The organism is Sorangium sp. So ce887 (assembly GCF_051521455.1).
GTDB lineage: Bacteria > Myxococcota_A > Polyangia > Polyangiales > Polyangiaceae > Sorangium.
The window spans coordinates 5,156,260-5,179,373 of sequence record NZ_CP150354.1 but is presented as its reverse complement, the minus strand read 5'-3'; the positions used below and the strand labels follow the sequence as shown (position 1 = coordinate 5,179,373).

The following is a 23,114-nucleotide window of genomic DNA, read 5'->3' as shown; positions in this document are numbered from 1 at the left end:
GATATGACCGACATGACCGTTCCTTCTCCCCCTGCCGCAGTGGCGGGTGAAGCGCCGACCGGCGAAAAGCCCCAGCCGCTTCCCACATTCGATGTGCTGCCCCTGTCGTCCGAGCTGCGCGAGACGCTCGCGGAGATTGGCTACGTCCACCCGACGCCGGTGCAGCTCGCCGTGTGGGAGCCGGTCACGCGCGGGCGCGACGCGGTGGTGCAGGCGCGCACCGGCACCGGCAAGACGGCGGCCTTCGGGCTCCCGATCGTCGACCACGCCGTGAAGCGCTCGCTCGCGCAGGCGCAGGTGCTCGCGCTGTGCCCGACGCGAGAGCTCGCGGTCCAGGTCTCCACGGAGGTCGAGCGCCTCGGCAAGCGCAAGGGCATCAAGGTGGTCGCCGTGTACGGCGGCGCGCCGATGCAGCGGCAGATCGACGCGCTCGCCGCCGGCGCGCAGGTCATCGTCGGCACGCCGGGCCGCGTGCTCGACCACCTGCGCCGCGGGACCATCGTCGCCAAGCACATCCGGCTGCTCGTGCTCGACGAGTGCGACGAGATGCTCTCGATGGGCTTCGAGCGCGAGCTCACCGCGATCCTCGCCGAGCTGCCGCCGGAGCGGCAGACGCTCCTGTTCTCGGCGACGCTCCCGCCCGACATCGAGCGCATCGCGCGCAGCAAGCTGCGCTCGCCCGAGTTCATCACCCTCTCGGGCGACGCGGTCGGCGCGCTCCAGATCCAGCACTACGTCTACCTCATCACGGGCGACAAGCTGACGTCGCTGATCCGCATCATCGAGGTCGAGAACCCCGAGAACGCGGTCGTCTTCTGCAACACAAAGGACGAGACGGAGGCCGTCGCCGGGGCGCTGAAGCGCCAGGGCTACGACGCCGACTGGCTGAACGGCGATCTGCCGCAGTCGGATCGAGAGAAGGTGATGAGCGCGACGCGCGAGGGGCGCCTGCGCTTCCTCGTCGCCACCGACGTGGCGGCCCGCGGCATCGACATCTCGCACCTCACGCACGTCATCAACTACGACTTCCCGCAGGACGCCGAGGGGTACGTGCACCGCACCGGCCGCACCGGCCGCGCGGGGCGCACCGGCACGGCGATCGCGCTGATCACGCCGCAGGACGTCGGGCCGCTCTACATCCTCCGGCTGACGTACAAGATCCGGCCGCTCGAGAAGCAGCTCCCCACGGAGGGGGAGCTCAAGACGCGCGCCGAGGCCGATCTCGTCGCGATGCTCGCCGAGGCGTTCCTGCCGAAGGGCACGCACCCCGCCGATCTCTCGCTCGCGCGCCGGCTGCTCACGCACGACCAGGCCGAGGCGATCGTGGCGGGCCTCCTGCGCGACCACCTCGGCGCGCGGCCGACGGCGCAGGAGGAAGCGAGCGCGGCGCGGCGCGCCCAGCCGCCGCAGCGCGCGGCGGCGCGCGAGGGCGCCGAGCCCTCGACCAGGCCCGAGCCAGCGGCGCGCGCGAGCGCGCGGGGCGAAGGGCGCGCGCCGCGCGACGCGATCCCGCGCGCGGCCGACTCCGCCGATCCGCGTCCGCCGGAGACGGAGCGCAGCAGCGAGCGCGATCTCGCGCGCGAGGGTGAGCGGGACCGCGCGCGGGAGCGCGATCGCAGATCGCTGCGCCCCCGGCGCGACGAGGGGCGACGCGGGCCGCGCGGCGCGGACGCGCCGGCCGGGGACGATCTGCGGCTCGAGCCGCGCCGGCCCGAGGTGACGAGGGCGCGCGACGAGGGGCCCGTCTCGGTCGAGCCGCTCACGCGGCCGGAGCCGCTGATGCGGCTCGAGTCGCCGCGGGGCGAGGGCGCGCCGGGTCGCGGCCCGGCGGAGCGCCTGCGCGACCGTCCCGGCACCGCGACGCTGCTGTCGGCGCGCCGAGGCCCCGCCGCGGCCGGCGTCGCCGCCGCACCTGGCCGGCCTCAGGGCGGTGCGCCGGGCCAGCCGTTCTCCCGCCATGCCGACTTCACCATGTGGCAGCCGCCGGAGGAGGAGGGCGACGACGAGCCGATCCTCGGCGAGCCGCCGTCCCCGCCGCCCGGCTCGCCCGCGTCGCGCGGCGGCGATCGCGAGCGCGTGAGCGTGAGCAGCGCTGCGCCCTCGCCCCCCGGCGAGCCCGCGGTCGAGATCGAGAGCGGCGAGCCCGGCGAGGCGCCGCGCGCCGAGCCCTCGCGCGACGAGGCGGACGGCGAGTTCGTCGAGGTCTTCATCAACCTGGGTCGCCGCGACGGCGCGCGCGCGGCCGATTTCCAGCGCGTGCTCATCGAGCAGGCCGGGATGTCCAAGGGCGACATCCGGCGCATCCGGGTGCGCGAGCGCAACGCGTTCGTCAGCGTCCCGAAGGCCGAGCTCGCGCGGGTCGTGGCGGCGCTGAACGGCGCGACGATCGCGGGCAAGGAGGCGCGCGCGGAGCAGGCTCGGGAGCGCACGTCAAGCGCCGAAGAGGTGGCGGAGGACGCCTGAGCGCGGCGCGCCGCCGGCGTGTCGGTCCGCCGCGACGAGGCGGCGGACCGGGCTCCGCGCAGGCGTTCCCCGCCGTCCCCGCGCGCGCCAGACACCGCCCGCCAGCGTACGTCGGTGGGCGCTCGCGTGCGACGCCGTCCAGGCGGCGCCTCCCGGCGCGCAACGCGCTAGCCAAGCTCGCCCACTGGTCGTATCACGGAAGGGATGGCGCGCAGTGGAGCGGAGGATATCGACCGGCTTCGACGGGACATCGATCGAGCGCTTGCTGACAAGCTCGACGCGGATAGGGTCCTCCCGCTGCTCGCGCGCCTGGCCCGCGCGACGGCGCCCGGCAGCGACCCGTGGCTCTATGCGCACCGCCACCTCGCGGAGATGGGCGTCGAGCACGACCCGTGGCGCGCCGCGCTCTTCGCGCGCCGCGTGCTGCAGTTCCACGAGGAGGACGACGGGGCGTGGGCGGTGCTCGGCCTGGCGCAGTCGCTCCTCGGCAACTACCGCTACGCCGCGCGCGCCTACGAGCGCGCCCTGGCGATCGCGCCCGAGAACCCGTGGTACGCCCACAACCTGGGCCACCTCTACGACGTCGCCCTGAACCGCCCCCAGGACGCCTTGCCGCTCCTGGCGCAGGCCACCGAGGCGCAGACGGGCGAGGCCGACATCGCCGCGAGCTACGCCCACGCGCTCGCCCGGTGCGGCAAGCTGGTGCTCGCGAAGAAGATCTTGAAGCGCGCCATCCGCCACGGGGCGACGGCCGACCAGATGGCGCTGTGGCGCTGGCTCGACGCCGGCGCGCCGACCACCGGCGAGAGCGGGCCGGACCCGAAGCGCCCGGTCGACTCGAAGCGCAAGGCCAAGCGTCGGCGCACCCGCGAGCGCCAGAGCCTGGGCGACTGATCGGCCCGCGCGCTTCTACGCGCCCCACGCAGAGCGCCCCACGCGAGGAACCTCACGTGCGTTCGGACCTTCCATCCGCTCATCCGGAGCGGAATCCAAGGTGCCTGGCGGCCGAGCTCGGCCTCGCTGCGGCGCGGCAGACGACGTCCGTCGTGACGCAGAGCACGGCGAGGTTGTATGGGCACGGGCTACCTCGTCTGGGCGACGGCGGATGCCGTCGCCACAAGCGACACGCACGGCCGACGCGAAGCTTGACGGTAGGTTGCCCGGTTAGCGATAAGCTGTGTTTCTCGACTGGTGCTGGACACGGCCCCCGTTCGGGCGAGGGCACCCTGCGAGGAGAAGACATGAGCGTTACGAGCGTGCAAAGGACGGACAGGACGGCGGAGCGCCAGGCGCTCTCCGCGGCCGTCTCGTCCGGCCCGCGCGGCTCATCCTCCCGGTGCGCAGATCGCGGGCGAGCCTGCAAGGCGGCTCGTCGCGGCGCGCATCGGAGAGACGCGCTGCCCAGCGCTGCGCACGGCGAGCGCGGGCTCAGGACGGAGAGTTCGCGATGAGCGAAGAAGCTCTGCGGCAAGAGGTTACGAGGCTCACGGAGCGCATCGTGACGCTCGAGCAGCAGATCGAGGGGCACGAGCGCGCGGCGAAGGAGCAGGCCGCGCAGCTCGACCGGGCGATGCGCGAGGCGCGCGAGCGCAGCGAGCAGCTGGCCCGCTCGGAGGACGAGCTGCGGCGGCAGGCTGGCATCTTCAAGCTCGTGCTCGACAGCATGGCGGACGGCGTCGCCGTGGTGGACCACAAGGGCGAGCTCCTGATGCGCAACCCGGCCGCGGAGCACATGCTCGGCCGCGCGCCGCTCGACCTCGCGTCGGGCGACGACCCGGGGCCCGGCGACGCCACGCTGTTCTTCCCGGACCAGGCGACGCCCTGGCCTGCGTCCGAGCACCCGCTCGCGCGCGCGCTGCGCGGCGACACGGTCGATCAGGTGGAGCTCTTCGCGCGGAGGTCCGCCGAGCACGACGCGCGGGTCGCCCGCCGGCATCAGGGCATGCCGGGCAACGCCATGCCGACCCTCGCCCCGGCCTCGGGGCCGCAGGGCGAGGACGCCGAGCCGCGCTCGGTCCGCGTGCCGCCGGTGTTCACCGACCCGCGCATCGAGGCCGGCCCCGCGACGGGGCTGTTCCTGACGGTCAGCGCGAGCCCGATGCGGGGCAAGGACGGCTCGATCTCCGGCGCCGTCGCCGTCTTCCGCGACGCGACCGAGAAGAAGCGCCTCATCGAGGATCTCGAGGGGAAGAACCGCGATCTGGTCGAGAGCGAGAGCGCCAAGAGCGAGCTCGTCGAGCGGCTCCGCTACGCCATCGACGAGATCTCGACGCCCATCCTCGAGCTCTGGGACGACGTCCTCGCGCTGCCGATCATCGGCGTCGTCGACTCGCGCAGGAGCGCGCAGATCATGGAGCGGCTGCTCGACGAGATCGTCCGTCGCCAGTCGCGCTACGTCATCATCGACGTGACGGGCGTCGAGGTGATCGACACGCAGACGGCCGACCACTTCATGAAGCTGATGAAGGCGGTGGAGCTGCTCGGCGCGCGGTGTCGCATCACCGGGGTCAGGCCCGCGGTCGCGCAGACGATGGTGGAGCTCGGCATCAACCTCGGCACCGTCCGCGCCGCGCGCAACCTGAAGCACGCGCTGCGCGAGAGCCTGGCGCTCGCCGGCCAGAAGCCGACGCTCTCGTCCCTCATGGGCGGCCGTCGCGGCGCGGCCAACGGCGACGAGAAGCAGGCAGGCCAGCCGTTCACCTCTGGTGGCATGCAGGCCGCATTCGATCCGTCGGGCAGCGGTCCGATGACCACATCACAGCTGCAGCTCAGCGCGAGGAAGGAGACGTCCACTTGATGCAAGCGGGTAGGGTCCCCATCGTGGGCCTCTTCGGGAATTTAATCGTCTCGGTGCAGGGCGGGCTCACCGACGGCCAGGTCGAGCAGCTGCGCGACGACGTGACGGGGTCGATCGAAGCGCGCTCACCCCGCGGTCTCATCGTCGACCTCTCCGGCGTCGAGATTCTCGACAGCTATCTCACCCGCGCCATCCGTGACATCGCGCTCACGGCCCGGCTGATGGGTGTCCGGACGGCGGTGTGCGGCCTGCGTCCCGCGGTCGCGATCGCCCTCGTGGAGATGGATCTCGAGATACCTGGCGTCGTGACCGCGCTGAACCTGGAGCGCGCCGTCGAGATGCTCGCGCCGTCCGCCGAGGACGACATGATGCCGCCGGAGCTCACGAACGAGGTGTCGCATGAAGATCCCTCCTCGTGACGGACCGCCCTCCAGCGGCGGCGCCACGGGGCCGCCGTCGAGCCGGTCCGGTGGACCGGTGTCGACGCGCTTGCCGAGTTCGCCGCAGTCGGCGCGCGGCCCTGTGCCGTCGTCGCCGCAGATCGTCGGCCGCTCGATCACCGATCAGATCGAGACGGTGCTGGCGCAATTCCTCTCGCCCGCGGTGAGGAAGAGCGTGATCGACTGCGGCATTCGGCAGGCGAAGGTCGACCCGCTCTACGCGCGCGAGGGCGATCTGCGGCGGCTGCTCGTCGAGGTCAAGCGCGGGGTGAAGCTGTTCGTCCGCGACCAGGCGCAGCTCGATCGGTGCATCACCGAGCTCGGCGAGCTCGATCACGCGGCCCCGGCGCCGCGCGAGATCACCATCGAGGTGCGCAACGAGGAGGACGTGCTGCGCGCGCGGTCAGCGGGCCGCGAGCTCTGCATCGAGCACCTCGTCAGCGACGTCCTGCAGACGAAGATCGTCACCGCGATCTCCGAGCTCGGGCGCAACATCGTCAGGTACGCGGGCAGCGGGCAGATCGTCGTCCGCTCGCTCACCTCGCCGATGCGGGCGATCGAGATCATCGCGCAGGACCACGGGCCCGGGATCTCGAACCTGCAGGAGATCCTGAGCGGCAAGTACCGTTCGCGCCACGGCATGGGCGCGGGCCTCCGCGGCACGAAGGCGCTCATGGATGCGTTCGATGTCAAGACGGCGCCCGGTGCGGGGACGACCGTGACGGTCAGGAAGTATCTCGGATGACGATCGCGATAGGGACCGCGTGCTGCGTCGCGGCCGGCGAAGAGGTTGCCGGCGACGAGGTGGTGGTGGTCCGGCAGGCACCCTGGGTGCTGATCGGCCTCGCGGACGGGCTCGGCCACGGTCCTCACGCGGCGCAGGCGGCCTCCGCCTTCTGTCGCTACGTGGAGGACCACGCCTCGATGCCGCTCGAGGATCTCCTGACAGGGGCAGGGGAGCACATCGCGTCGACGCGCGGCGCGGCGGCGGCGCTCCTGCGCATCGACGAGAGCGCGGGCGAGCTCGAGTTCTCGGGCGTCGGCAACATCGCGATGAAGGCGATCACGCGCACGGCCATGCCGATCTTCTGCTCCGCCGGGATCCTCGGGCGGCGCGTGCGGCGGCTCCGCAGCTTTCGCTTCCCTGTGGCCACGGGCGATGTCGTCCTGCTGCACTCGGACGGCATCGCCAGCGGCTTCGATCTCGGCGCGTTCCGCGACCTCGATCCGGAGGAGATGGCGCGCCGGATCGTGGAGGCCCACAAGAAGTCGTTCGACGACGCGACGTGCGTCGTCGCCGTGCTCCGCGACAGGGGCGCGGCGTGACGCAGCGGACCCCGCCAGCCTTCAGCATCCCCGTCACGCGCGAGGAGGATCGCTTCGCCTGCGCGGCCGAGGGCGCGCAGATCGCGCGCTGGGCGGGGCTCTCGGAGCGCGCGCAGCACGAGCTCGCGATCGCGATCGCCGAGCTCGTGTCGAACGCCGTGCGCCACGGCGGCGGCGGCAGCATCAGCATCCGCGCGATCCATGAGGACGCGCCGGCGGGGAGCGGCCGCTGGGGCGTCGAGGTGATCGTGCGCGACTCCGGCCCCGGCCTGGATCCGAAGATCGCGATGCTGGAGGACGTGGGGCCGAAGAGCGATCGCAGCCCGTCCTCGTCGAGCTCCGCGCGGCTCGTGCCGAGGATGCCCGGTCAGGGGCTCGGCCTCGGGCTCGGCGCCGTGCACCGGCTGATGAGCTCCGTGGTCATCCGCTCGTCGCCCGGCATCAGCACCGAGGTGATCGCCATCAAGTGGAAGTAAGCGGCGACGCCGGTCGTCCTGACGCCACGGCGCGCAGGCGCCCGCAGCCGTTTTCGCGTGCGGACGTGCGGCCGTGCGGCCGTCAGCTGACGGCCGCCGACGTCAGTTGAGCTCTTTCTCGGTCCGCTCGTTCTGCTCGGCTTCGAGGAACGTCGCGGTGATCTCGCGCTCGAGCGCGAGGTTGATCTCGCGGTCGAGCGCCTCGATGCTGCCCGCGAGGCGCGCGACATTGAGGGCGTAGACGAAGACCCGCGCGCACGGGTGGACCTCGACGTTGCCGCGGAGGCCGCGCTCGCGCTCGTCGGCGTTGAGGCCGTCGAGGAGGACCAGCGCGCGCGGATCGACCCCCTCGGCCACGAGCTCCATCCCGGGCACGTCGGAGATGTAGAGCTCCGCCCCCTCGACGTAGCGCCGGAGCACAGGGTTGAGCGCGGCGATCGTCTTCTCGGCGAGCGCCATGAAGCCGTCGCGGCTCGGCGCCCAGGGGGGCATGCCGAGCTCGACGTCGAGCTCGCGCGAGCGCAGGAAGGCCTGCGTCGCCCCGCGGACGTCGCCGCGCTCGTCGCGGATGAGCCCGAGGTAGTAGTGGGCCTCGGCGTGCCGCGGATCCTTGAGCGCTGCCTCCTCGATGAGCGCGGCGGCCTTGTCGGCCTGGCCGATCTCGTAGAAGGCGCGGCCCACGAGGAACGTGTGGTTCGGGTTGTCGTAGGGGCCCTCGGGGATCTTGGCGGCGACCTGAGCGGCCTCGTCGAGATCGCCCTTGCCGAGGAGCGCGTCGAACTTGAGGAGGAGCGCGTCGATGATCTCCTCATCGACCTCGGCCAGATCGAGCGCCTGGTCGCACATCTCGATCGCCTGATCGAAATCGCCGAGCGGGTGGATGTACACCTCGGCGGCGTTGAGCATCGCCTCCAGGTAGGTGTCATCGAGGGCGATCGCCTGGCGGTACGCCTCGATGGCCTCCTCGCCCTCGCCCTCGAGGGCCGCGACGAAGCCGAGCAGGTTGTGAGCCTCCGGCGAGTTCGGATCGAGCTCGAGCGCCCGCCGGGCCGACGCCTCTGCTCCGCGCGTGTCGCCGCGCTGGACAAGATCCCACCCGCGATCGAGGTGCGCCGAGAACTGGTCCATGGCGGCTCCACAAGTGTGCGAAGGGGGCTCCAGAGTCAAGAGGGAGCCCCGTCAAAGCGACCGTTCAAGCTGTTCCGAGAACGACCTACCCGGATTTCCAGCGACGAGCCCGGCGCTCGCTGGGTGACAGGCGGCCGGTCGTCCGGGCGAGGCGAGGGACCGCCGCCGCTCACTCGTGGCCTGCTCACTCGAGGCGAGGGACCGCCGCCGCTCACTCGTGGCCCGCTCACTCGTGGATGGACACGAGCGTCCCGCGGTTCTCCGGCGTCGCCCAGACCCCGTGCCAGCCGCGGGGCAGGCTGGGCTCGCTCCAGAAGAAGACCTTCTTCGCGTCGAGCGGCGAGAGGTTCACGCAGCCGTGGCTCATCTCCCGGCCGAAGTTGGAGTGCCAGAAGGCGCCGTGGAACGCGTACGACCCGTCGTAGTACGCGACGAACGGCACGTCCTCGATGCTGTACGGCAGGTCGCCCGCGACCGTCCCGTCGCCGTCCATCGTGGTCGCGATGTGCTTCTCGCGGATGCGGAACACCCCCGTGAGCGTCGGGTGGTCCTTCTTCTTGTCCTTCGAGCGCCTCCCCGGGGAGATGAGCGCCGCGAAGACGGGCCTGTCGCCCTCGACCGCGATCAGCGTCTTGCGCGACACGTTCACGTCGATCCACTTCTCGCCCGGCGCGAGGTCCGGCGGCGGGGCGCCGAGCTCGGTGTACGTCCCGTCGGCGCCCTTCATCCACCAGCCCTCGGTGGTCTTCCGGTAGACGACCGACCTGTGCTTGTGGGACTCCCCCGTGAGGCCGAACGCCGCGAAGCGCTCCAGCGAGCCGGCCACGGAGACCGACTTCATCTCGTCGTCGAACTGATACTTGCTCGCCGACTTCGCGAGGATGAAGCCGACCGACTTCGCGCCCTCGGGGAAGTCGATGCCCTGCGAGGACGGCGGCTTGATGACGTACATGCGGTCGCTCGGCGCGACGAGCCCCGCGGTCGTCTTGTACCAGCTGCGGCCGTTCCAGCCGAAGGTCTTGTCGACCGCGACGAAGAAGCCCTTCACCATCCGCTTCGCGACCGTCGAGTCGGCGTCCTTGTCGAGATCGGCGAGCGTGACGTTGAGCGGCCTGCCCTTGTCGTCGACGTTCTCCCACCACGGCTTCTCGGGCTCCTCCTCGACCGGCGCCGGGGCGATGCCGAGCGACGCGGCCGCGGCGACGGCCGCCGCCTTGTCCCCCGTCGCAGATGCCTCCGAGGTGACCGCGGCCACGGGGGTCGCGCCCGCCTCGGGGGGGCTCGCCGAGGGGCGAGCGGCGGCGGCTGCGGCCGCGGCGGCGACCTCCTTCTCGGTCTCCTCGTAGAGCTCCTCGGCGCGCTGCTTCTCCTCTTCCTTCTTCTTGCGCTTCGAGGACTCGAGGTACGGCTCGTAGCGCGTCATCTCGTCCTTCGAGGGGACGGAGCGGTAGAGCGGCGTGCCGTGCGTCGTGTTGAACGCGTACTTGTACGGGAGGACCTCCTCGAGGTTCGGCGGCGTGATGCCGAGGCGGACCTGCGGGTTCGACAGATCGGTCGTGGCCGACCTCCCGCAGACGTAGCCGCCGTCGAGGAGGCGGTACCAGCCCTTGGCGCAGCTCCCGCCCTTGATCGGCTTCGGATCGACAGGCACCTTGCTGCCGAGCCGGATGTAGCCGAGCCGCTGCTTCGAGAACTCCATCGTCGGGTAGACCGACGCCTGCGGCACGATCGAGCCGAGCAGCGGCCCCGTGTAGGGCTTGTCGGGCGCGGGCGGCTCCGGGGCCGCCGAGGGCTCGGCGCTCGGGCTCGGGGCCTCGGCGGACGCGTGCGCGCGGGCGGCGGACGTGGGCGACGGGCGGGGGAGGGACGACGTCCGCTCGGGCGGCGACTTGCCTTCGGTGGAGGGGCCGGGAGGCGCCTCGCCCTGGCAGCCGCTCGCCCACGCCGCCGTGCCGGCGAAGGCCGCCGCGGCGATGAACCCGAGCGCGCTCGAGACGAGCGAGGTGCGCCTGGCGCCGCCCCCGGAGCGACCGGGATCCGGCGCAGGTTGCGGCTTCCGCGCGCCGCCGGTGCGGACGTTGCCGCTGCCGTGCGATCGTGCGGGGTCGTTCTGCCCGCGGGGTCGGGGCGCCTGAGAGCGGTTCATCGCATCCACAGCGTTGGGCGAGGACTGGCCTTCCCGGTCCTCGCGGTCTGGTGATCGACCCGTAGGGTCGGGTCGGCTCGGCGGTCTTAGTACCTGGTCACTCACGTGTCGATCCACTTCTCTGCGGAGCGCGCGCCCCTCGGTTCACCGCGGCGGGCGCCGGGGCAGGCGGCATCGCATGACCGTCGCCAGAGCGAACGACATGCCACGCAGCCGCGACGCGCGGCGCACGCGCGGCGCACGCGCGGGCGGCGCGCCGTCCGCAGCGCGGATGCCGTTCGAGCGGCTGCTGCTAGGGTACCGCCGTGGCGGAACGGACCCCGGGGCGTGGCTTGAACAACACGACTGCGGCCCGGCGCGCGGGCCTGGGCACCGGGGTCATCCCGCTCGTCCGCGCCGCATCGAGGCGCGCGCTGGCGACCGCGGCGGCCGTCGCGTTGCTCCTGCACCTGCCCCTGCTCCCGACCCCGCTGTTCTCGTGGCTCGAGGCCATGTTCGCGCTGCGGGGCGAGCTGACCGACTACGACGCCGGCGAGACGATCGTCCCGATCGACCTCGACCTGCTCGCGGACGACCCCAGCGCGGTCGCCGCGGCGCCCTCCGCGACCGGCGGCGAGGCGACGCCCGGCGGGGCGGGCGCCGCGGCGAGCGCGACGCCGCCGCCCGCGCCGTCTCCTCCCGCGGCGTCGGCCAGCGCCGCGCCCGAGGCGCCGGACGCCGGCGCGCCCAAGCCGCCGCGCCGCCGGCCGCCGGGCGACGCGGGCCCGGACGCGGCGGGCGACGCGGGCACGGGCGACGACGGCGATCAACCGAACCTGCGCACCCCGCTGAGCGTCGCGGGCGCGCCGGGCAAGCTCGCGTCGAAGGACCCGAACGTGCAGGTGCTCATCGCCGGCGACCGGCTGCGCAGCCACGAGCTCGGCGATTGGTTCGGCCGGATCCTGACGACCATCCCCCAGTGGCAGTCCTTCTTCCAGGACACCACCATCGACCCGATCCGGGACATCGACCACCTCCTCATCGCCGGGCCGCAGCTCCGCGACTCCAGCAAGGTCGTCGCCGTCATGGACTACCGGGCACCCGAGGCGGCCATGCGCGCGGCCGTCGACGTCGTCGTCCAGCGATCGAACGGGTCGTGGATCGAGGGCGCCCCCGTCCCCGCCGCCCGGGCCACCGCCGACCGCAGCGAGCGCATCTTCGCGATGGTCCCGAACCGGCGGCTGCTCGTGGTCCTTCCTGCTGAAGAAGAAGATCAGCTATCCAAGTTGAAGTCCATGAAAGGCTTCAATAAATCGTCGACGGCGGGCATCGTCATCTCGATGCTCACGCCGGCGAACGCCTTCCGCGGGGTCCAGGCGCTGCCGCGCAGCATCGCGTGGATGCGGCTCACCGTCACGCCGACCCAGGACGGGGGCGCCGACCTGGCCGTCACGGCGGGCGACGAATCCCCTGAAGATGCGCTGGCTCACGCGCAGGAGCTCACGAGGACCTTGAACGCGATCCGGAGCATCAACCTGGGGATCACGAAGATCGACGTGGTGGATGAGGTCACGTTCAACACCGACGGGAAGGTCATCTGGTCGAAGCTCCACGTCACGAACCGGCAGCTCAAGCTGATCATGGGCTTCGTGGAGCAGGCGCTGCGGGACCAGGCCGCAGCGCGGAGGAAGTAGCGCGCGGGCCGCGGAATGAGGCGGCGCGCGGGGCGGGGGCGGCCGCGCCAGGGGGGCGGAGCGCCGGCCGCGGCGCCGGGGGCCGCGCGGAACACTAGCCAAAGGGGCGGCGTTCAGTTAATCCGACCAGCCCGCGCCGATGACGCCCGAACACTCTCCGCACGCCGCGCTCGATGAGCTTGCCGGACACCCCCATGGCGATGACCTCGCGCGGGTCGTCCACACGGCGGCCTTCGCCGCCGCGGACGAGCGGCGGACCACCCTGGAGGGCGGCCTCGCGGAGCTCGTGGACCGCGCGGGCCTGTCGGTCGCTGACGCGGAGACCCGGTTCGGCAACGTGATCCGGGCGCTCGAGCGCGGCACCAGCGAGGGCGCGGGGAGCGCCACCCGGGTGCTCCTCGCCGCGCTGCTCGCCCGCGGGGTCGCCCTCTCGCCGCCCGAGGGGCCGGAGGCGGAAGGGCGCGTCGCCGAGGCGCTCGTCTGGCTGGCGACGTACACCTCGGTCGACGCGCTGACCGCCCTGGACGCGGCCCTGGGCGAGCGCGCCGCGGGGCTCTGGCGGGCGGTCGCCGCGCTGGTGCGGCGCGCCGACCAGGGCGCGCTGCCGCAGCTCGGCCGGGCGGGCGCGCTGATCGCCGCGGCCGCGCTGCGGGGGAGCGCCTCGCCGGACGCGCGCGCCGAGGCCGCGGCGCTGGTGGACGAGGTGCGCGATCCGATCGTGCGCTCGCTGCTGCGCGACGCCGTGTCGCCCGGGAGGCGGCCGAGCCGCGCGCCGGGCGCCTCGGCCGCAGACGGCGAGGCCGCGCTGGGCGGCGCCGGGGCGACCGGCGGCGAGGGCTGGGCGGCCGGCGGGCCGGATGCCGACGGCCGGGCGCCGGGGCGGCTCGCGGGCGAGCTGTCGCCGCCGCCGCGCGGGCCGGTGGCGCTCGTGCTGCTGGCCGCGACCGGGATCCTGCTGGTGACGCACGTCGCCCGGCTCGCCGGTCGGCTCCTCCTGCGGTACCGCCGGCCCGCCTCGGTGGAGATCGGCCCGAGAGGCGTGACCGTCCGCAGCCGGACCGAGCTGTTCGGCCGGACGCTGCGGGAGCAGGAGACGTACATCCCGGTCGAGGCGCTCCTCCGCGCGACGCGCGAGGTGCGCTACCCGCGGCTCGGCCTCTACGCGGGGCTCGTCGCGCTGGGGCTGGGGACATACCTCGGCGTCTCGCTGCTCGTCGACGGCGCGCGGGCGGGGTCGCCCGAGCTGCTTGGCATGGGCGCGCTCGTCTTCGCCATCGGCGCGGCGCTCGACTTCGGGCTGTCCCACGCGGAGACGGCGACCCGCGGCCGCTGCCGTGTGGTCCTCGTCCCGCGGAAGGGGCCGGGGGTCGCGCTCGCGGGGGTCGAGCGCCCGGCCGCGGATCTCGCGCTGAGCAGGCTGCCGCGCGCCTGAAACTTGGCCGGATCGCGCCGCCTTCGTTAGGCCGATCGGGCGAGGTGATGGCGATGCGCTCGAAGACCGAGGCGATGACGGGGCTCAGGCGGATGCTGCACGACATGCTGACCGCGCGGGAGGGCGGGGAGAGCGCTCCCCGCCTGGCGCGCACGAAGGGCTACGTGGACGGCGCCATGCGCGAGCTGCTCGACAGCGGGCAGGCGACCCGGCAGGAGCTCCTGGAGCTCGTGGCCGCCGAGCGCGCACGCGTGAGCGGCCCGGCGACGGCGGAGATCCGCTCGGCGTCCGTGTGAGCACGTGACGGCGCCGCTGCGCGGCTCACTGTGAGCACGTGACGGCGCCGCTGCGCGGCTCACTGCGGCGCGCAGCTCGTGTTCGTGGCGAAGTCCCAGCATGCGCCGGTCACCCCGGGCGCGCCGGCGCTGACCTCCGCGCCACTGAACCCGGGGGGACCGCCGTCTCCGGCCGGGCCTCCCTCGAACGGCAGCTCGGCGGGCGCGGAGGCCGGCGTGACCTTGTAGGCGATGCCCACCGCGTGGCCGCCTCGGCCGCCGCCGCCGGGGCCGCCGTCGCCGCCCGCGCCGCCCGGGCCTCCGTCGCAGCCCTTCCGGGCGCCCGGACCCGTATCCGCATCGACGGAGCCACCCGCAGCGCCGTTGCCGCCGTTGCCGCCGCGCTTTCCGTCGCCTCCGGTCCCTCCGTGGCCCGCAGCGCCGACCGTGATGTTCACCTCGGTCAGCACCAGCCGGGTCCCGAGGCTGAGGATCCCGAGGCTCGACCCGCCGGCCTTGCCGCCGCCCCCTCCTTTCCCCCCGCAGCCTCCGGCCCCGCCCCCGCCGCCGCTGGCGCCCACGCCGTCGTCGTACCTCCCTTCGCCGGCCGCGCAGAACTGCCCCGCCTTCGCGCCCCCGCCGCCCCCTCCACCTTGGCCGCGCGCCCCGCTCGTGCCGCTTCTGCCGTCGCCCCCGCTGACGCTGGCGAGCGTCAGCAGGGTGTCGCTGCCACGGTCGCCGGTCTGGCCATGGGTGCCAGGCGCGCCTTCTTCGCCGCGCGTGCAGTTGTTCAGCGCATCCGGCTGTCCGTATCCGATGCCGCCGAGGCCGGTCCCCCCGGGGTTCTCTCCCGGTAGCGGCGTGCCGTCCGTGCCGTTCTGCCCGCGCCCCTCGTCTTCCACGGTCTTTCCACCGAGCCCCCCGATGCCGCCGCGCGTCTCGCCATCGTCGCAGCTCGTCACGCCGGGCACGCCGCCGTAGACGGTTCCGACGCACGTATCCGAGACGTCATCCGGCGCGCTCACGCCGTCCTGCGCCACCGCCGGCGTCTCGCCCCTCGCGCCATCCATCCCGTCGCCCGCGATCACGTCGACGCGCACGAGCTCCGCCTCGATGTCCGCGACCGCCACGCCGATCGACGAGCCGCCCGGCTCGGTCGCGTCGGCCGCGCGGATCGCGAAGCTCTGCAGCTTCACCCCGCTCGCGTCCTCCGCCAGCGTGAGCGCCACCTTGTTCGCGGGGCCCTCGATCGCGCTCCGCGCCTGATCGCTCCACGTCCAGCCCGCGGCGCAGTCGAACCCGCCGATCACCTCGACGGCCGCCTTGATCGTGACGCTCTCCTCGAACGCCTCGCTCGAGCACGCCAGCACCCGCTTGCCGTTCGCGTTCGCGATCGCCTCCGCGAGCGTCGCGTACGGCCTCCCCTTCGTCCCGTCCCCTCCGGACGCCGCGCCCGCGCTGGCGAACACAGCGCACTGGTCCGTCACCGTGCTCGCATCCTGGGTCGGATCCGCGTCGCAGGTGGGCTCGGGCGTGTCGGTGCCGCCGGTCCCGGCGGGGGGGCAGTACCTGGAGTCGTCCTCGCAGTCCTCGGAGTAGGACAGCGGCCAGCATCCGGCGAGCTGCAACGCCACGGCCGCCGACGCGGCGGGGAGCATCCACAAGGAGAAGGGGATGCCGACCCTCCGCCGGCGCGCGGCGCGCCGCGCCGGCGCGCCGACCCTGTCCTGCGCTCCGCCGGAGGGGAGAGGGGATGCGTTGCTCACCGCCTTGCTGCTCGTCCGTTCCGTCGCTCTCATCGTCCCAAGCCTTTCCTGTGACGCTCCGCTCTGCCTGCACATCGTTGCAGAAGACGCACCGCGCCCTGGTCGCGCCGACCGGAGCATACTCAGTCGGCGGATCGCCGGATCAAGGGCGATCTGCCGACGGAGCGCTCGCGGCGGGCTCCGCGCGCGGCGCCCCGCGCCCTCGCGGGACAGCGCCGCAACCCGGGCGGGCGCCTCACGGGGCCACGAGCGCCACGTCGCCCTTGGTGGTCTGGCCGCCGACGCGCCACCAGTTCGCGATGAGCAGCTGCCCGTCCACCTCGACGATCCGCGAGAACGCGCCCGCGAACCCCTCCTGCTCGATCTCCTGCACGAGCCAGCTGTGGCCGTCGCCGCTCTTCGTTCCGATCGCGAGCCGCAGGGTCCCGCTCGTCGCGTCCTGGTAGCTGATGCGCACCTCCCCGGCCGCCGTCACGAACACGCTCGCGTCGTCGCCGACGAGGTGCTGCCCGTCCTCGAAGGGGACGCCCTCGATCCCGAGCCCGTCGTCCGCCACCTCGGACGGCTCGACGTCCGCGCCGCCCTTCACCCGCGCGTACCGGAGCCCCTCCGAGCGGCCGTCGGCGTAGGCGAGGTGCCAGTCCCCGGCGCGATCGATGAACAGCGACGCCCCCATGCCCACGTCGCCCGTGTCGGTCCCGTCGGGCGCCGCGCCGTCCACGATCCGGGTCTCCCACGCCCCCGCCGATCGCGACGCGATCACCACGTCGCCGTGGATGCGATCGTAGAACGCCAGGCCGAACCCGCCCGCGTTGTCCGGCGCCATCGCGATGTAGTCGCCGATCGCCTCGGGGTACGTGTCGGTCCGGTTCCCGTCGGAGATCGCGGCGCACGCCGGCGAGCCGCCCTCGTCGATGCACACCTGTCCCGAGGCGCACGCCGGCGCGCAGTCGCCGCTCGCGAGCGGCTTCACGCAGCGCCCCGTGGCCCGGATGCACTTCGTCCCCTCGTCGCAGAGGAACTCCCGGCACGGCGTCGCCTCGTCCGTCGCCACATCCTCGAACCGCCACGCGCCCTCCCCGGGCGTGGCGCTCTCCCCGGTCGCGAGCCGGACGCTCGACGTGACCGCGCCGTCCTCGCCTGGCTCCATCGCGAGGTAGGCGATGACGGGCAGCCCCTTCACGAAGAGGAGCTTCGCGTAGCGGCCGATGTCGCTGTTCGGCGCCTGCTGCACGGAGCTCACGGCCCACGTGTCGCCCTGCCTCTGCGCGAGCTTCAGCCCGCGGTGGGTCCGGTCGTAGTAGGCCACCGCCGGCTCGCCGTCCGGACCTATCGCGATCGACGTCCAGAGGCCGACGTCGTCGCCCGGATCCGTCTGGCCTCCGCGGAACCCGCTCACGTCAAACCTGGCCGGGTCGACCGGAGGCTCCGCGGGCACGCCGTCGATCGCTTCCCACGCGACCGACTCGCCGTCCCACGTGCCGACCACGAGGTCGCCCCACTGGAACGCGTTGTGCCAGTCGGCCTCCGCGTATCCGGCGACCCAGACCGTGCGCTTGTCGGCGGCGACCGCGACCGACGTGTAGGCCCCGATGAGCCCGTGCTCCAGCGTCATGCAGCCGGGCGCGACGCACCCCGGGTCCTCCACGACCGGCTCATCGCTGCACGAGCAGCCCGCGTGCGAGCCGAGGAGCGCGGTGACGGCGACGCCGGCCAGCGCGCCCCGCACGCCGCGCACGCCACGCCGGGCGCGCGACGGCGCATCGCCCCGGGCAGGCGCGGCGCCTCGGGAACCGCCGCGCCGCGCGAGCCGCACGGCCGCTGCGGCGGCTGCGAGGCCGAGCCAGAGGCCGCCCGACGGGCCCTCGCCCGGGCCGCCGGCCACGACGCAGCCGCAGCCGGCCGACGGGTCGATGGGGACGCGGCCGCGGAGGATCGCCTGCCGCGCCGCGCCGACGTTCCCCTCCTCGTCCACGGCCTCGACCTCGATGTCGGCGGCGTCTCCGACGTCCACCGATCGCATCTCCGCCGCCGTCGACCAGGGCGACCACGCCCCGCCGTCGAGCCGCACGCGCACCTTCGCGCGCTCGGCGTCCGACACCCGGTCGCGCACCTCGAGCGGCACCCAGCCGTCCACCGCCGCGCCGACCGAGATGACCGGCGGATCGACGTCGACCACCATCTCCACGGTCGCCGGCGTGGGATCGAGCGACAGCGGGTCGCCCGCGATCCGCGATCGCACCGAGATCACGTGACGCCCCGGGAGCCGCAGCCAGTCGTCGCGCAGGTCGACGATGCGCTCGCGCGTGAACGGGCGCCACACGCCGCTGTCGACACGGTACGAGTACTCGACGACCCGGGTGCCGTCGTCGAGCGGCGAGCCCATGACGAGCCGGGCCGTGGGCGCGTTGTCGCGGGTCATCGTCGGCAGGCGGAGCCCCTCGGCCCGCACCTCTTTGCGGCTCAGCTCGGCCTGTGTCTCGCTCCGCATCGCGCGCTGCTGCGCCGCGGTGCCGAACGACGCGAAGATGCCAAGGTAGTTGTCCTGCCCCTTCGTGAGCTTCCGCAGGCCGGGGGAGCCCGCCCCCTCGGCCGACTCCGGGACGACCAGGGAGAGCCCGAGCCCCGCGAGCGGCCCGTCGAGGTCGATCGCCGGGAGGCCGCTGCCGATCAGCTGCCCGACCTGACTGCCGATGAGGCTGCCGAGCGCGTCCGCGATCGACTCGGGGTTTTCCCGGAGCAGCCCGCTGTTCGTCACCTCGCCGTTCGTGACCCCGAGCGTCTCGATCACCGGCGTCAGCCCCTCGGGGGTGACCGCGAGGTTCATCGGCACATCGAGATCGAACGTCGCCGTCATGAACCGGATGAACCGGTCGAGCGACCAGATGTAGAAATCGAAGCTCGCCCGGTCGAGCTGGATGCGGATCAGCGGATCGTCGCTGGCGTTCGTGCCATTCCCGAAGGTGACCCGCGGCGGGGCCTGCGGGCGGATGACGAGCGCGACCTGCTGCGACTCGCGCTGCAGCGTGAGGTCCTTCGCCGACGCGGCCAGCAGCCCCAGCGTGCCGGAGTTGAGGAGAGGCACCGTCTCCGTGGAGATCCCGAGGCAGAGCAGTCCACTGTTGTAGAGACCGTTCATGGCGTAATTCGCGAAGCGCTCGGAGATCGCGAGACCGATGTGCGGGCCGGGGAGGTCGGCGGGCCAACCGGAGAGGGTGTTTGCGACGAGCTCATCGGGAATCGGGATGCCCGCTGGCAGCTTGATGTCCGACAGCGGCACACATTTCGACGTCGGCAGCGGCTCGGCGCCGCCGTAGAGGCCGAGGGTGACCCCGTTGCCGACGGGGTTGAGGTCGCCCCACGCGAGATCGGAGCCGTCGTCGCGCTCGCTCATGCCGCCGCCGGCGAGCAGGAGGTCGAACCCGCCCTGGGTGCCGGGAGAGATGCCCGCGAGCAGCCGGCCGAGGTCGAGGTGCCCCTCGACGCCGAGCAGGATCGAGGCGCACTCGTCGGTCGCCTGCGTGCCGTAGCGACAGACGCCGCCGATGTCGTTCGTTCCGTCCGGGCAGGCCGGGTCCAGGGTCGGATCCGCCTTCTGACAGAGCTGCTGATCGAGCTGGGCCTTCAGCGTGTCGGACATCGATCCCATGAAGCTCGTGATGATCGGCTTCACGAAATCCAGGGCATCGCCGACCCACGTGCCCCCGCAGTCGAGGTGCAGGCTCGACTCCAGCTGATCTTCGTCGATCGAGAGCCGGACGACCTTGACGCGCGAGTAGCCTTGCCTCGAGTGCTGCGGGTTGACGTCGATCTCGATCGAGAGATCGACCTCGACATCGATGTTCGTGAAGGTCTGCTCGTCGGGCGGGCACGCGCCGTTGCCGTTGAGGGTGACGTACTGGGTGCTCTCTCCGAGGATGCCGCCGTCCAGAAAGATGGGCAGGCTCTGCATTCGCACTGGCAGAGGCCCTCGGATGACCAGGTTGTGCGGCGCCTTGGGCTGGATCTGCAGCGCCGCGCGCCCCACGTCGATCTCGGCCGTGCAGGCCGGGGGCGTCGCCGCCGCATCGGCCCCGCCGGGACAGAGCGTGTAATCGATGATGCCACCGAGCACGGAGCCCGGGGTCCGGGGGACGGAGAACGTGATCACGCCGCTGTCCCCGCCGCCGAGCAGCGCGCGCCCGAGGACACCCAGGTTCTGCTCGAGGAACTCGATGCCCGACTGCGTGAGCCGCGCCGCGCCGGCGTTCTCGACGCGGTCCGCGGGCTTGAAGCCGGCGGGGAGGGGGGTCATTCCACAGCCGGAGCACCCGCCGCCCGAAGCGGCACATCCGGCGATGACAAGGAGCACAAGGATGGAGGAGAAGTGCTTGATGACGCGGGGCATAAGGAACCCTCCGAGGAGCGCGACCCGCAGCGCCGAGCCCGCTGAACGCGGGCATCAGGACGCCACGACAGAGCGTACGCTCCCCGGAGAGCCGCCCGCAAGCGCTACTGGGGGCAGAGACCGTTGATCTTGACGGCGCTCGCCGCGTACTCGCCGCCGAGCGCATAGGCGTCTGCGCAGTCGTCCGTCGCAGGCGAGTTCGTCGCGCTGCACCAGTCGCCCTTCAGCACGATCTGGTCGTTCTCGTCGCGCTTGCAGGTGTTGGTGTCCGCACCGGTCCCGTATTTTACGATATCGCCCGAGAGCACGACACAGAGGCTCTGTTTGACAGCGTCGACGATCACCCGGTCGACCTCCTCCAGCGTGATGAAGGCGGCGAGCTTGCCGCCGTTGATGAACGCCGGCGGATCGCCGTCCTGGCCGGGAAGGCAGGCGTTGTCCCACTCGAGCCCCTCGACGTTGTACCGGCCGATGCAGTTGTTGTCCGCCGACACCTTCGCGTCGGTGAGCCGCACCTGGTGCAGGGGTAGGATGATCGGTTCCGGGCTCGTTTCCAGGAAGATCGGGACGTTGAGCGTCTCGGCCTCCCCGCTCCACGCGCCGTCGGTCAGGGGGGCGTCGATCTCGGTCGGCGCGATCTCGAACTCGCCGGCGGTCATGTTGGCGAAGCAGTAGCCCTCGCGCGGGTCAACCGTGGGCATCGCGCCGCCGGTGCGCAGCTTGCCCGTCGTCGTGTCGAACTCGAGCAGCCAGGAGAAGGTGCCCGTGCCGTTCAGATTACACTGGGGCAGGTTCATCGTCAGGCCCTGGGTGACGAGGCCGGCGACATAGCCACTCGCGAGCACGTCGGGCTTCGTGATCGTGAGCTGCGCCATGCGCAGCCCGAGCGTGGTCGCGCCTTGATTGTCGTGGACGGCGACGCAGTCCGAGGTGACCGCCGTGCAGACCGGGTGTTTCAGCGAGCAGTCGCGCTCGGCCCCGCCGCTGGTCGCCCCCGGAGAATTCGAGCTCGTCCCGCCGGCGTCGTCGCCTCCGCAGCCCGCCACCGCGGCCGCGCCCGTCAGCGCGGACACACCTAGTACGTAAACTACCTTCAGAAACCGCATCTCTTGCCTCCTCTGGAGTCAAAGATGCGGAGTATAGGCGACCGCAATGCGATGACCACGCGGGAGCGGTGACGCCGCACCGCGTCGCCACCGCTTCATGGCCGTTGATCTCCGAAGCGGCGATGCCTGACGGCGCGCGACGTGACGCGCGCGACGTGACGCCTAGCGGCGCTCGTAGCGATCGCCGAGGCGGTCGCCGACGGGGAGCGCGCGCAGGAGGCGAATCATGGTCCACACGGTGCCAGCCACCTTGCGCAGCTTCGAGGTGCCGACGCGCTCGTTGTACTCGATGGGCATCTCCACCACGCGATAGCCGCACTTGGCCGGGAAGAGCAGCGTGTCGATGGGCAGCGCGTCCCCCTCGCCGTCGAAGTCGAACGCGCGAATCACCGAGCACCGGTAAGCGCGCATGCCGCTGTGGACGTCCGAGGTGGGGATGCCGTGCATCGCGTGCGCCATGGCGGCGAAGGCGCGGTTGGCGAGGTAGTTCGGGACCGGCATGGCCGCGGGCCTGGTGCGGGTGCGGGCGCAGTTCACCACGTCGGCGCCCTCCTCCTCGACGAGCCGCCGGAGCACCGGGATGTTCTCGGCGGGGTAGGTGAAGTCGCAATCGAGGTAGATGAGCAGCTCGCTCCGGGCAGCGGCGCTGTACATGAGGAGCTCCATCGCCGGGCCGTGGCCGCGGGGCGGCACCTGGCGGAGCACGCGCGCGCCGAGACCGGCCGCGATCTCGGCGGTCCTGTCCCGCGTGGAGCTGTCGACGCACAGGATCTCCGCGTCGGGCGCGGCCTTCCTGATCTCGCTGATCATGGCGCCGACGCTCTCCTCTTCATCCATCGTGAGCATGCCGACGGTGAGCCGCATCCGGCGGGGGCGCGGCGGCTTCCTGGCGACGATCACGTGCTGGAACGCGAGGAGGCCGGGCGCGCGGTCGGCCACGACGTCCTCCAGCGGGCGGACGAGCGCCTGGTAGGCCTTGTAGGGGAGCGAGCGGGCGAGATCGGTGGGGTCTTCGCCGGCGCCGAGGCCGCTCAGGATGAGCCCCTTGGCGGCGCGGACGAGCATCGGGTTCTGCTCGACGCGGAGCACCTCGAGCCCGGCCCGCTCGACGAGCCGGAGCGCCGACGCGCGGGTGAAGAAGCGGAGGTGCGAGTCGTCCAGGATGCCGCTCGGCGCGTAGTCGAACCGACCGGCGAGCAGGCCGAGGCGCACCGGCCACGCCGCGACGTTGGGGAGCGAGACGATGACGTGACCGTCCTCTTCGAGGTGCGGCAGGAAGCGGCAGAGCACCGCGAGCGGGTCGGCGGTGTGCTCGAGGACGTCGGCGAACAGGAGCAGGTCGAAGCGCCGGTCGCCGAGCGCCTCGCGCACGGCGGCGTCGCTCGTGATGTCGGCGGCGAGGACCTCGTCGAGCACCTCCCCGGCGCGCGCGCGCGACCCGGGCGCGATCTCGATCCCGGTCACGCGCGCGCCCGTGCGCTTGACGGCGGCGCCGTTGAGCCCGATCCCGCAGCCGACGTCGAGCACCGTCCGGGGCCGGCCGGCGACGGCGACGAGGGCCCGGTTCACCTCCTCGACCGCGTACTTGCGTCCGGCGGGGGCCTCCTCCGGGGCGCGGAGCGGCGCGCGGCGGCCGGGGTTGTCCTCGTCTCTCAGGTCTCCGGGGGGGCGCGGCCCTCGAGCTTCCACTTCTCCTCGC

The 23,114-nt window shown here is 72.9% G+C and carries 16 protein-coding genes; 10 read left to right on the top strand and 6 right to left on the bottom strand.

Annotation, left to right across the window (positions count from 1 at the left end):
- Positions 1–12: 12 nt before the first annotated feature.
- The 7 genes from WMF36_RS19230 (at position 13) to WMF36_RS19200 (ending at position 7,502) form a co-directional block, all read left to right on the top strand.
- Positions 13–2,463, top strand: a complete 2,451-nt coding sequence (locus WMF36_RS19230; RefSeq protein ID WP_437581071.1) for a DEAD/DEAH box helicase — start codon at positions 13–15, stop codon at positions 2,461–2,463.
- Between the two features lie 204 nt (positions 2,464–2,667).
- Entirely contained in the window at positions 2,668–3,357 is a 690-nt protein-coding gene (locus WMF36_RS19225) for a hypothetical protein (RefSeq protein WP_437581070.1), read from the top strand.
- Between the two features lie 553 nt (positions 3,358–3,910).
- Positions 3,911–5,260, top strand: coding sequence for an STAS domain-containing protein (locus WMF36_RS19220; RefSeq protein WP_437581069.1), 1,350 nt, complete (start codon positions 3,911–3,913; stop codon positions 5,258–5,260).
- Positions 5,261–5,283: 23 nt separating this feature from the next.
- Positions 5,284–5,679 (top strand): STAS domain-containing protein, encoded by a 396-nt coding sequence (locus WMF36_RS19215; protein ID WP_157906757.1) that lies wholly within the window; start codon positions 5,284–5,286, stop codon positions 5,677–5,679.
- Positions 5,660–6,445: an anti-sigma regulatory factor gene (locus WMF36_RS19210; RefSeq protein WP_437581068.1), complete on the top strand. Its 786-nt coding sequence runs from the start codon at positions 5,660–5,662 to the stop codon at positions 6,443–6,445. The genes WMF36_RS19215 and WMF36_RS19210 overlap by 20 nt, the downstream gene beginning before the upstream one ends.
- Positions 6,442–7,026 (top strand): SpoIIE family protein phosphatase, encoded by a 585-nt coding sequence (locus tag WMF36_RS19205; RefSeq protein ID WP_437581067.1) that lies wholly within the window; start codon positions 6,442–6,444, stop codon positions 7,024–7,026. Before WMF36_RS19210 ends, WMF36_RS19205 begins: the two co-directional genes overlap by 4 nt.
- Complete coding sequence (locus WMF36_RS19200; protein ID WP_437581066.1) at positions 7,023–7,502, top strand: ATP-binding protein; 480 nt, start codon at positions 7,023–7,025, stop codon at positions 7,500–7,502. Before WMF36_RS19205 ends, WMF36_RS19200 begins: the two co-directional genes overlap by 4 nt.
- A gap of 102 nt (positions 7,503–7,604) precedes the next feature.
- Here the strand turns inward: WMF36_RS19200 and WMF36_RS19195 are convergent, their stop codons facing one another.
- Both WMF36_RS19195 and WMF36_RS19190 read right to left on the bottom strand, forming a co-directional pair.
- Positions 7,605–8,630 (bottom strand): tetratricopeptide repeat protein, encoded by a 1,026-nt coding sequence (locus WMF36_RS19195; RefSeq protein WP_437581065.1) that lies wholly within the window; start codon positions 8,628–8,630, stop codon positions 7,605–7,607.
- Positions 8,631–8,856: 226 nt separating this feature from the next.
- Positions 8,857–10,776, bottom strand: coding sequence for a L,D-transpeptidase (locus WMF36_RS19190; protein ID WP_437581064.1), 1,920 nt, complete (start codon positions 10,774–10,776; stop codon positions 8,857–8,859).
- A gap of 305 nt (positions 10,777–11,081) precedes the next feature.
- On the opposite strand from WMF36_RS19190, the gene WMF36_RS19185 reads away from it, so the two are divergent.
- The 3 genes from WMF36_RS19185 (at position 11,082) to WMF36_RS19175 (ending at position 14,177) form a co-directional block, all read left to right on the top strand.
- A complete protein-coding gene (locus tag WMF36_RS19185) occupies positions 11,082–12,449 on the top strand; it encodes a hypothetical protein (RefSeq protein ID WP_437581063.1) in 1,368 nt (455 codons plus the stop codon).
- A gap of 139 nt (positions 12,450–12,588) precedes the next feature.
- The gene (locus WMF36_RS19180) at positions 12,589–13,881 is read left to right on the top strand and encodes a hypothetical protein (RefSeq protein WP_437581062.1); all 1,293 of its coding nucleotides are present in this window, start codon (positions 12,589–12,591) and stop codon (positions 13,879–13,881) included.
- Positions 13,882–13,934: 53 nt separating this feature from the next.
- Complete coding sequence (locus tag WMF36_RS19175) at positions 13,935–14,177, top strand: hypothetical protein (protein ID WP_437581061.1); 243 nt, start codon at positions 13,935–13,937, stop codon at positions 14,175–14,177.
- A gap of 59 nt (positions 14,178–14,236) precedes the next feature.
- On the opposite strand, the gene WMF36_RS19170 is transcribed toward WMF36_RS19175, so the two are convergent.
- The 4 genes from WMF36_RS19170 to WMF36_RS19155 form a co-directional block, all read right to left on the bottom strand.
- On the bottom strand, positions 14,237–15,955 hold the full coding sequence (locus tag WMF36_RS19170; RefSeq protein WP_437581060.1) for a hypothetical protein: 1,719 nt from the start codon (positions 15,953–15,955) through the stop codon (positions 14,237–14,239).
- A gap of 202 nt (positions 15,956–16,157) precedes the next feature.
- A complete protein-coding gene (locus tag WMF36_RS19165; RefSeq protein ID WP_437581059.1) occupies positions 16,158–20,309 on the bottom strand; it encodes a hypothetical protein in 4,152 nt (1,383 codons plus the stop codon).
- Positions 20,310–20,413: 104 nt separating this feature from the next.
- The gene (locus tag WMF36_RS19160; protein WP_437581058.1) at positions 20,414–21,382 is read right to left on the bottom strand and encodes a hypothetical protein; all 969 of its coding nucleotides are present in this window, start codon (positions 21,380–21,382) and stop codon (positions 20,414–20,416) included.
- Between the two features lie 195 nt (positions 21,383–21,577).
- Positions 21,578–23,104, bottom strand: a complete 1,527-nt coding sequence (locus WMF36_RS19155) for a methyltransferase domain-containing protein (protein WP_437581057.1) — start codon at positions 23,102–23,104, stop codon at positions 21,578–21,580.
- Between the last annotated feature and the right edge of the window lie 10 nt (positions 23,105–23,114).